Below are 9,758 nucleotides of genomic sequence, written 5' to 3'. Positions count from 1 at the left end.
CCGCTCCCCGGAGGAGCGGGCCGCCGCTTGGTGTGTTCAGAACGTCAGCGTGGCGAAGGACGCCCCCAGCACCGCTGCGCCCGCCAGGCCCAGGCCCCAGGCCGTGCGGCGCATGCGGAGCCCGCCCGCGACGACCAGCGACGCCAGCAGCAGCGAGCCGCCGAACGGAACCCAGGCGTGCAGGATGCCCGCCGTGCCGGTGCGCACCACCTCGTCGGTGCCCGGCTTGACGGCCACCAGCAGCCGCTCGCCCGTCCCGTCCGTGACCGCCGCGTCGACCCGCACCTTGGCCGGCGCCTCGCTGCCCTGGGAGCCGGGGGTGAACCGGCCGGTGCACCAGTCGTCGTCGCAGCGGGACACCGTGAGCGTGCCGCGCTCCAGCCCCTTGGTGAGCATCGTGGGCTTGGCGTCGCTCCAGGAGGACCACACTCCGGCCACCAGGATGAGCAGCGCGACGAGCGTCATGGCGACGTTCTTCGCGAGCAACAGCAGCCCGTACATGCTCTCGCCCGCCCGCCGCGTACGGCTGCGCTTGGTGATGCCGGTGGATGCCATGGCGGTAGATCTTTGCCATCGGCGGGCCCCGGGTCAACCTCCAACCGAACGGCTGCGCGAGTGCCGTTCAGGAGTTGTAGGTGCCCTGCGCGCGCTCCAGCCCGTCCACGATGAGCGTCTCCACCGCGTCGGCCGCGCGGTCCACGAAGTAGTCCAACTCCCTGCGCTCAGCGGCGGAAAAGTCCTTCAGCACGAACGCCGCGACATCCATGCGGCCCGGCGGACGGCCGATGCCGAAGCGGATCCGGAAGTAGTCCGGGCCCCCCGATTTGGTGATCGACTTCAGCCCGTTGTGGCCATTGTCACCGCCGCCGAATTTCAGCCTCAGCGCACCGTAGTCGATGTCCAATTCGTCGTGAATGGCGACGACATGACCCACCGGTACCTTGTAGAAGTCGCGCAGCGCGGTCGTCGGTCCGCCCGACAGGTTCATGAACGACATCGGCTTCGCGACGATCACCCGTCGGCTGCCCGGGCCGGGCGGCCCGATGCGTCCCTCCACCACCTGCGCCCGGGACTTGTGCGCCTTGAAGCGTCCGCCCATCCGCTCGGCCAGCAGCTCGGCCACCATGAAGCCGACATTGTGGCGGTTGGCCGCGTACTCCGGGCCGGGGTTGCCCAGTCCCACCACGAGCCACGGGCTGCTCGCGTCTGCGTCGCTCATCGTCTCGTTCTCCTGAGTGAGGCTCTTCTGTGCCCAGTGGTATGTGCCCAGTGGTCTCTTATACGCGACCGCGCTCATACGCGACCGCCGCCCCGCTGGCAGCAGCGGGACGGCGGTCGCCAAGCGATGCGGAACGAGGCGGATCAGGCCTCGGCGCCCTCACCCTCGCCCTCGGCGGCCTCCGGCTCCGGGGCCTCGGCCTGCGCGGCGACGACGTGCAGCACCGGCGCGTCGTCCTCGACGGCCAGGGTGGTGCCCTTCGGCAGCGCGATGTCCTTGGCGTAGATGGTGTCGCCCGCGTCCAGACCGGCGATCGAGATGGTGACACCCTCGGGGATGTGGGTGGCCTCGGTCTCGACCGGCAGCGCGTTGAGCACGTGCTCCAGCAGGTTGGCGCCCGGGGCCAGGTCGCCCTCGGTGTGGATCGGCACCTCGACGGTGACCTTCTCGCCCTTGCTCACCAGGAGCAGGTCGACGTGCTCCAGGATGCCGATCTTGATCGGGTGGCGCTGCACGGCCTTGGGGATGACCAGCTCGCTCTTGCCGCCCTCGACCTCCAGGCGCAGCAGGACGTTCGGGGTCTTGAGCGCCATCAGCAGGTCGTACGCCGGCAGCGTGACGTGCAGCGGCTCGGCACCGTGGCCGTAGACGACACCGGGAACCCGGTCGGCCAGACGGGTGCGACGGGCGGCACCCTTGCCGAACTCGGTGCGGGGCTTGGCGGGAATCTTGACCTCGGCCATGGGGCACTCCTCGTAGATCGTGTACAGATGGCCGTCACCCGGCCCACGACAGACCTGCTACGAAGAGCGCGTCGATAACGGACGAGCTGTGTGAACCACAGCCTCCCTCGCCGAGCAACCCCACGAGTCTACCAACGGTCGCCCCAGGCTTGAGGCCACCCCTTCCGGGAGTGGCCTCAGCTGGGTCGGTCCGCGGTTAAGCCCATCAGGCGTGCTCCTCGAACAGGCTGGTCACGGAGCCGTCCTCGAAGACCTCCTGAACGGCGCGGGCGATGGTCGGCGCCATCGACAGCACGGTGATCTTGTCCAGCTCGACCTCGCCCGGCGTCGGCAGGGTGTTGGTGAACACGAACTCGCTGACCTTGGAGTTCTTCAGCCGGTCCGCGGCCGGGCCGGACAGCACGCCGTGGGTGGCCGTCACGATCACGTCCTCCGCGCCGTTCGCGAACAGCGCGTCCGCGGCGGCGCAGATCGTGCCACCGGTGTCGATCATGTCGTCGACCAGGACGCACACCCGGCCCCGGACGTCACCGACGACCTCGTGGACGGTGACCTGGTTCGCCACGTCCGGGTCCCGCCGCTTGTGCACGATCGCCAGCGGCGCGCCCAGCCGGTCGCACCAGCGGTCGGCCACCCGCACGCGGCCCGCGTCCGGCGAGACGACCGTCAGCTTCGACCGGTCGACCTTGGCGCCCACGTAGTCCGCGAGCACCGGCAGCGCGAAGAGGTGGTCCACCGGGCCGTCGAAGAAGCCCTGGATCTGGTCGGTGTGCAGGTCGACCGTGAGGATGCGGTCGGCACCCGCCGTCTTGAGCATGTCGGCGATGAGCCGCGCCGAAATGGGCTCCCGGCCACGGTGCTTCTTGTCCTGACGGGCATAGCCGTAGAACGGCACGATCACCGTGATGGAGCGTGCGGAGGCCCGCTTCAGCGCATCGATCATGATGAGCTGCTCCATGATCCACTTGTTGATCGGAGCCGTGTGGCTCTGGATCAGGAAGCAGTCGGCGCCGCGCGCGGACTCCTGGAAGCGGACGTAGATCTCGCCGTTGGCGAAGTCGAATGCCTTGGTCGGGACCAGGCTGACGCCCAGCTCGTGGGCGACCTCCTCGGCCAGCACGGGGTGGGCGCGGCCGGAGAAGAGCATCAATTTCTTCTCGCCGGTCGTCTTGATCCCGGTCACGTCACGTCTCCTTGGATGTCACTTTGGTGCGCGCTTTTACGGTACGCCCCCGGATGGGCGCACCGGTTCGCAGGTCACTGCCCGCCCTCGTCCTCCTGGCGCGCGGCAGCGGCGGCCTCGGCCGCCTGCGCCGCGGCGCTCCCGGGGCGCTTGCGAGCGACCCAGCCCTCGATGTTCCGCTGCTGGCCGCGTGCGACGGCGAGCGAACCCGGGGGCACATCCTTGGTGATGACCGAGCCGGCGGCGGTGTACGCCCCGTCTCCCACTGTGACAGGAGCCACAAACATGTTGTCCGAACCGGTCTTGCAGTGGCTGCCGATCGTCGAACGGTGCTTCTTCTCACCGTCGTAGTTCACGAAGACGCTGGCGGCGCCGATGTTGCTGAAGTCGCCGATCGTGGCGTCGCCCACATAGGACAGGTGCGGCACCTTGGTGCCCTCGCCGATCTCGGCGTTCTTCATCTCCACGTACGTACCGGCCTTGGACTTGGGGCCCAGCCGGGTGCCGGGGCGCAGATACGCGTACGGCCCCGCCGACGCCCCCGCGCCGATCACCGAGTCCTGTGCCACGGTGAAGCTCGCCACCGCGCCCTCGCCGACCGTGGTGTCGGTGAGCCGCGAGTTGGGGCCGACCTCGGCGCCCGTGGCCAGGTGCGTGGTGCCCAGCAGCTGGGTGCCGGGGTGGATCACGCTGTCCTGCTCGACGGTGACCGTCACATCGACCCAGGTGGTGGCCGGGTCGACCACGGTGACGCCGCTGAGCATGGCGCGCTCCAGCAGCCGGTCGTTGAGCAGCCGGCGGGCCTCGGACAGCTGCACCCGGTTGTTGATGCCGACGATCTCGCGGTGGTCGGCGGCGACCGACGCGCCGACCCGGTGCCCGGCCTCGCGCAGGATGCCGAGCACATCGGTGAGGTATTCCTCACCCTGGCTGTTGTCGGTCCGCACCTTGCCGAGCGCGTCGGTGAGCAGCTGGGCGTCGAAGGCGAAGACGCCGGAGTTGATCTCGCGGATCGCGCGCTGGGCGTCGGTGGCGTCCTTGTGTTCCACGATGGCGGTGACGGCGCCGGACGCCTGGTCCCGCACGATGCGGCCGTAGCCGGTGGCGTCGGGCACCTCGGCGGTGAGGACGGTCACCGCGTTTCCGTCGGCGGAGTGCGCCCCGGCGAGCTGCTTGAGGGTCTCGCCGGTCAGCAGCGGGGTGTCGCCGCAGACGACGATCACGGTGCCGTCGAGGGCCACACCGCTGTGGGACAGCTCCTCCAGTCCCATCCGGACCGCGTGCCCGGTCCCGTTCTGCTCGTGCTGGACGGCGGTGCGGGCGTCGGCGTCGATCTCGGCCAGATGCGCGGAGACCTGTTCCCGGGCATGGCCGACCACGACCACCAGGTGCTCGGGCGAGAGCTCGCGGGAGGCGGCGACGACATGCCCGACGAGGGACCGGCCGCAGATGGCGTGCAGAACCTTGGGGGTCGCCGACTTCATGCGAGTGCCCTCACCCGCTGCGAGGACGACGACGGCTGCCGGGCGGTTGGCGCTCACGGGTGTGCCCTTCGGCTTCGGGTAGGGGGTGGACACCCGCAGGATACCGAGAGGTTTCCCCCCGGAAACGACTCCGGGTCCCGACCGTGAAGGCCGGGACCCGTGAAGAGGGCTCCCCCGCCAGGACTCGAACCCGGACTAATGGCACCAAAAGCCACTGTGCTGCCAATTACACCACAGGGGATGGCAAACAGATCCAAGTCGGACACCCTGCTCGGGCGATCGACTTGGTCCCCACCACTATGCCGTACGGGCCGCCCTCGACGCGACGGTATGGGTCGGTGCGCCCGGTCGCCATGCGGACGTCTGGTCGAAAACATGCTCGATTCAACCGTTCGAGTTAAAACCGTTGATATACGGACTGTTCGAGTGAGACACATGCGGCCGTGTCCCCCGGAAAAGGGCTGGCGTGCGGCCGTAGTCTGGTCGCTATGAGTGCGACGGGGGCATCTGAGGAAACGAGTGCGCGCGGCGCACCCGACGGCCCATGGTGGTGGTCGCGGCGGCGCAGCATGGTGCTGGACATCATGCTCGGCGTCGCGTCGGCGGCCGAATGCGCCGCCGAGGGCGTCGGATTCGCGCACGGCGCCCGGATGCCGGTCGCCTTCGGCGTCCTGCTCGGGCTGATCGTCGGATCCACCCTGGTGCTGCGGCGGCGCTGGGCGATCGCCGTGGTGCTGATATCGATCGCCGTCACCCCCGCGGAGATGGGGGTGCTGCTCGGCGTGGTCGGGCTCTACACCCTCGCCGCGTCCGAGGTGCCGCGCCGGATCTCGGCGGTGCTGGCCGGGATGGCGGGCGCCGGAACGTTCCTCGTGACGATGATCCGCTTCCGGCAGGACAACCCGCAGGAGGACCTGGGCTCGGCCCTCTGGGAGGCCCCGCTCTTCTCGCTGACGATCACCCTGGCGCTGACCGCGCCCCCCGTACTGCTCGGGCTGTACGTCCGGGCCCGGCGACGGCTGGTGGAGAGCCTGCGGGAGCGGGCGGACGGCCTGGAGCGCGAGCTGTCGCTGCTCGCGGAGCGGGCCGAGGAGCGGGCCGAGTGGGCGCGCAACGAGGAGCGCACCCGGATCGCGCGCGAGATGCACGACGTGGTGGCGCACCGGGTGAGCCTGATGGTGGTGCACGCGGCGGCGCTCCAGGCGGTGGCGCTCAAGGACCCGGAGAAGGCCTCGAAGAACGCCGCGCTGGTGGGCGACATGGGGCGGCAGGCGCTGACCGAGCTACGGCAGATGCTGGGCGTGCTGCGGTCGGACGCCCCGGCCGAGCAGAAGCCGGTGCCGCTGGCCTCGGTGGCGGTCGCCGCCTCGGCGGCCGCCGAGGCGGCGACGGCGTCGGCCACGGAGTCCGCCGAGGACGCGGATGCGGACGCGGGCGGGCCGCGGCTGGCGGAGCTGGAGGCGCTGGTCGGGCAGTCACGGGCGGCCGGGATGGCCGTGGACCTGTCGGTGGAGGGCGAGGAGCGGCGGTATGCGGCGCGGGTGGAGCAGACCGCGTACCGGGTGGTGCAGGAGGCGCTGACCAACGTGCACAAGCACGCCCCGGGCGCCAGCACCCGGATCCGTCTGGCGCACCGCGGCGCCGAGATCGCGGTGCTGGTGGAGAACGGGCCCTCGGAGCGGGGCGCGGCGGACGCCGGGCTGCCGAGCGGGGGCAACGGGCTGGTCGGGATGAAGGAGCGGGTGTCGACGCTGGGCGGCGGCTTCGTCTCGGGCCCGACGGAGGCCGGTGGCTTCCGCGTCTCGGCGGTCATCCCGGACCGCACCCGCCCCCGGCCGGACATGGCCGAGGGCGACCGCGCGAAGACCGCGTAGCGCCCCGAAGGGGCGCGGGGAACTGTGCGCCCGGCCACGACGGCGCCGCGGTCGGCGGACGGCGGACGGCGTGACGGGCAACGGCGGTTGCCGCAGGGGCGCGGGGCCCGCGTAGTCGAGGCGCCGACGGAGCAGGGTCGGCCCCGCAGGGGCGCGGGGAACTGCGCGCCCAGCCACGGCGGTGCCGCGGTCGGCCGATGACGTGACGGGCAACGGCGCGTTGCCGCAGGGGCGCCACGACGGTTCCGCGGACGGCCGACGGCGCGACGGCCAACGGCGGGTTGCCGCAGGGGCGCGGGGAACTGCGCGCCCGACCACGACGGCGCCGCGGACGGCCGACGACGTGACGGCCAACGGCGCATAACACCGGCAACCCCAGCGGAGCGACTACGCGCGGGAGAGCCGCGGCGGAAGCGTCCCGGTGATCAGGGTGCCCAGCGCAGCGTCAAGCGTGGCGCCCAAATACCAGTCGCCGGTGTGGTCGAGGCTGTAGACCCGCCCCTNCAAGCGTGGCGCCCAAATACCAGTCGCCGGTGTGGTCGAGGCTGTAGACCCGCCCCTCCGCGTCGATGGTCAGCAGCCCCTGCCCGTCGGCCTCTTCGCCCAGCGGGCAGACCTCGGTCTCCAGCGCGCGTCCCAAGTCGCCGAGGGTGCGGGCCAGGTGGAGGCCGTGGAGGGGGTCGATACGGAACGGGGTGGGGGCGATCTGGCGGCCGGTGCCGGGCGGCTGGACGTGCAGTCCGCCGAATTCGGCCCAGGCTTCGACGGCGGCCGGGAAGACGGTGTGCCGGTGTCCGGCTGGGGAGACGTGGGCGGACAGGGTGTCCGCCCAGCGTTCGGCGCGCTCCATGTCCCAGCGGCCCGGCTGCCAGCCGGCCTCACGGAGGGCCGCGTCGACGGGGACGGGGAAGCGGGTGGTGTCGGTGCGGTCGATGGGGCGGGTCACGCTTCCTCACCCACCACCCGTACGCCGAAGTGGCCCAGCATCGCCGTGCAGGAGAGGCAGGGCGGGGCGTAGGAGCCGTGCTCCGGGTCGCCCGCCTCGCGGATCCGGCGGGCGGTCAGCTTCGACTGTTTGAGGGAGCGGCGGGCCTCACCGTGGGTGAGGGGCTTTCGGGCCGCGCGTTTGGAGCGGCTCGCCTCGACGGCGGTCAGGTGGCGGGAGAGCAGGACCGCTTCGGGGCAGCGCCCGGTGAAACGTTCGCGCTGCCCGCTGGTGAGGGCGTCGAGGAAGTCCTGCACCAGGGGGTGGAGGGCGGGTGCCTGGTCGGCCTTGCCTCCGGTGCAGGTCAGGGTCTCGCCGCGGACGGAGAGCGCGGCGGCGACGGCGGGCAGGAGCGTGTCGCGGCGGTGGTGCAGCGGAGGCGGACCGGCGTCGGGGTCGACGCTGCTCCATCTCAGCCGGGGGTCGCTGGCCGCGGTGGCGGCTCCGTCGCCGCCCCCGTTGCTCTGCGTGATGTGCATGTGGTGGGTCCCTCCCTGTGCAATCCACCGCAATCCCCCGGTTGCGAAAGATCAGCCTGCCAAATGCGACGGGAAATGCGGTAGTCCGGGTGCGTCGGCCCAGGTGGGCGGCCGGGGTGGTGGCCGACCGGTTCCGCTTGTGCCGCCACCGCATAGGCTGTGCCCCATACGCCAGCATCAGCAGGGGGCAACCGCCATGACGACAGGTCGGCTCGGGCAGCATGCCGCGCCACCGAACACGGCCTACGCCGGGCAGGTCGTGCACTTCCCGGATCCGGTTCGGGCCGCCCGCCACCCCATGGGCGTCCGGGTGGACGAAAACGGCTTTCCGGACTTCTCGCCGTACGCCCGCGCGGCCGCCGAAATCGCCGAGCCCCCGGAGGGGTTCGGGGTCGACGAGCTGCGGCTGACCGACTATGTCTCGGCGAACGCCGCGCTGCACGCCTCCGGCCATGAGCTGTGGAACGACGCCTCGGCAGTGGCCACTCCGCACGGCTGGACGTGGCACCACGTCCCCGGCGGCCGCCGGATGGAGCTGATCCCGGTCGAGGTCAAGGCGCTGCTGCGGCACCACGGCGGCCTCGCGACGGCCCCGGTGGACCAGGACAAGCGCGGCACCCGCCCGTTGCAGGACACCCGGCCGGTCCACTTCGGGCTGCCGGTGCGGGGGCTCTCGGCAACCGAGGAGCAGGTGCTGGGCGTCGAGGAGGACCTCGGCTACCGGCTGCCGGAGTCGTACCGCGCGTTCCTGAAGGCGGCGGGCGGCTGCGCACCCGTGGGCGCGGCGCTCGACCCGGAGCTGGGACTCCTGGTCGACCAGCCGTTCTTCACGGTGCGCGACGAGGCGGCGGTCAACGACCTCGTCTATATCAACAAGTGTCTGCGCGACCACTTCACCAAGGACTATCTGGGCGTGGGCTTCGCCCAGGGCGGGGTGATCGCGGTGAAGGTGAAGGGGGACGCGATCGGCTCGGTCTGGTTCTGCGCGTACGACGACGCGCGGGACCGCGACGGCTGGACGGTCCGGGAGCGGGTGGAGCGGCTGATGCTGCCGTGCGGCGAGGACTTCGACGCCTTCCTGCTGCGGCTCGCGGGCAATCCGCCGGAGCTGGAGACCGTGGCGAACCTGATGGTGGACGGCGGATTCGCGTACGCCGTACCCGTGGAGGGGTGAGCGCGATGGTGACCTTCGCACAGGCGCAGGAGCGCGCCGAACTCTGGATCAACGGTGAGGTGCCCGCCTACCAGCAGCGCGAGGTGCGGGTGCGGGAGTTCGACCTGGGCTTCGTGGCCTGGGCCGAGGACCGCCCGGACGGAGCGGTCTCGGGCGCGCCCGTGGACGGCGCCCGGCTGGTGATCGCGCGGGACAGCGGGGAGACCACGCTGTGGCCCGGGCTGCCGGTGGGCGAGGTGATCCGCCGGTACGAGGAGGAGTACGGGGCCAACGACGACCGCGCCCAGGAGACCGCCGGGCGGCAGCAGCGCATCGACCTCAATGTGACGTCCTTCCTGCTGACTCCGCCGGAGTGGCTCCAGGAAGCGGCGGACGCGATGAGCGGGGACGGGGACGGGGACGCGCCGGACGTGCCCGCGCAGCGGTCGGCTCCGGCCACTGGCGCGCCGGAGCCGGAGTCCGTGGATGACTGGCCGTCGTCGGATGGCGCGGTGTCGCCGCGCACGGACGCGCCCGTGTCCGGGTCGGCCGGCGGCGAGCCGCGGGATGCGGGGCCCGCGTCCGCGCCCGAGCCGGTGGACGACTGGCCTTCCGGCGGCGTGCCGTCGCCACGCGGC

9 protein-coding genes, 1 tRNA gene and 2 pseudogenes are annotated in these 9,758 nt (G+C 71.7%); 3 read left to right on the top strand and 9 right to left on the bottom strand.

Annotated features, from left to right (window positions below; translation table 11 throughout):
• Positions 1 to 36: 36 nt before the first annotated feature.
• The 6 genes from EEJ42_RS18215 to EEJ42_RS18190 form a co-directional block, all read right to left on the bottom strand.
• Positions 37 to 555: a hypothetical protein gene (locus tag EEJ42_RS18215; RefSeq protein ID WP_123100980.1), complete on the bottom strand. Its 519-nt coding sequence runs from the start codon at positions 553 to 555 to the stop codon at positions 37 to 39.
• Positions 556 to 622: 67 nt separating this feature from the next.
• Positions 623 to 1,219 (bottom strand): aminoacyl-tRNA hydrolase, encoded by a 597-nt coding sequence (gene pth, locus EEJ42_RS18210; protein ID WP_123100979.1) that lies wholly within the window; start codon positions 1,217 to 1,219, stop codon positions 623 to 625.
• A gap of 143 nt (positions 1,220 to 1,362) precedes the next feature.
• Complete coding sequence (locus tag EEJ42_RS18205; RefSeq protein WP_123100978.1) at positions 1,363 to 1,962, bottom strand: 50S ribosomal protein L25/general stress protein Ctc; 600 nt, start codon at positions 1,960 to 1,962, stop codon at positions 1,363 to 1,365.
• A 205-nt stretch (positions 1,963 to 2,167) separates the two neighbouring features.
• Entirely contained in the window at positions 2,168 to 3,145 is a 978-nt protein-coding gene (locus EEJ42_RS18200; protein ID WP_123100977.1) for a ribose-phosphate diphosphokinase, read from the bottom strand.
• Between the two features lie 74 nt (positions 3,146 to 3,219).
• Positions 3,220 to 4,686: a bifunctional UDP-N-acetylglucosamine diphosphorylase/glucosamine-1-phosphate N-acetyltransferase GlmU gene (gene glmU / locus EEJ42_RS18195; RefSeq protein WP_123100981.1), complete on the bottom strand. Its 1,467-nt coding sequence runs from the start codon at positions 4,684 to 4,686 to the stop codon at positions 3,220 to 3,222.
• Positions 4,687 to 4,798: 112 nt separating this feature from the next.
• Positions 4,799 to 4,870, bottom strand: a tRNA-Gln gene (locus tag EEJ42_RS18190).
• 247 nt (positions 4,871 to 5,117) lie between these two features.
• Between EEJ42_RS18190 and EEJ42_RS18185 the strand changes: the two genes are divergently transcribed.
• Positions 5,118 to 6,503, top strand: coding sequence for a sensor histidine kinase (locus tag EEJ42_RS18185; protein WP_123100976.1), 1,386 nt, complete (start codon positions 5,118 to 5,120; stop codon positions 6,501 to 6,503).
• A gap of 387 nt (positions 6,504 to 6,890) precedes the next feature.
• Here EEJ42_RS18185 and EEJ42_RS53865 read toward each other — a convergent pair.
• From EEJ42_RS53865 to EEJ42_RS18175, 3 genes and pseudogenes are all read right to left on the bottom strand, one after another.
• Positions 6,891 to 6,968, bottom strand: a pseudogene (locus tag EEJ42_RS53865) (SUKH-3 domain-containing protein); the annotation flags it as partial.
• On the bottom strand, positions 6,949 to 7,449 hold the full coding sequence (locus tag EEJ42_RS18180; RefSeq protein WP_281291468.1) for an SUKH-3 domain-containing protein: 501 nt from the start codon (positions 7,447 to 7,449) through the stop codon (positions 6,949 to 6,951). The pseudogene EEJ42_RS53865 and the gene EEJ42_RS18180, both read right to left, overlap by 20 nt.
• Complete coding sequence (locus EEJ42_RS18175) at positions 7,446 to 7,967, bottom strand: YwqJ-related putative deaminase (protein WP_123100975.1); 522 nt, start codon at positions 7,965 to 7,967, stop codon at positions 7,446 to 7,448. Before EEJ42_RS18175 ends, EEJ42_RS18180 begins: the two co-directional genes overlap by 4 nt.
• A gap of 196 nt (positions 7,968 to 8,163) precedes the next feature.
• Here EEJ42_RS18175 and EEJ42_RS18170 point away from each other — a divergent pair, with 196 nt between their 5' ends.
• Positions 8,164 to 9,141 (top strand): SMI1/KNR4 family protein, encoded by a 978-nt coding sequence (locus tag EEJ42_RS18170; RefSeq protein WP_123100974.1) that lies wholly within the window; start codon positions 8,164 to 8,166, stop codon positions 9,139 to 9,141.
• A gap of 5 nt (positions 9,142 to 9,146) precedes the next feature.
• Positions 9,147 to 9,758 (top strand): annotated as a pseudogene (locus tag EEJ42_RS52885) (SUKH-4 family immunity protein); the annotation flags it as partial.

The sequence above is a fragment of the Streptomyces botrytidirepellens genome (assembly GCF_003721215.1).
GTDB lineage: Bacteria > Actinomycetota > Actinomycetes > Streptomycetales > Streptomycetaceae > Streptomyces > Streptomyces himastatinicus.
Note: the sequence above shows the minus strand (reverse complement) of the source record. Positions and strands in the feature narration are given on the sequence as shown.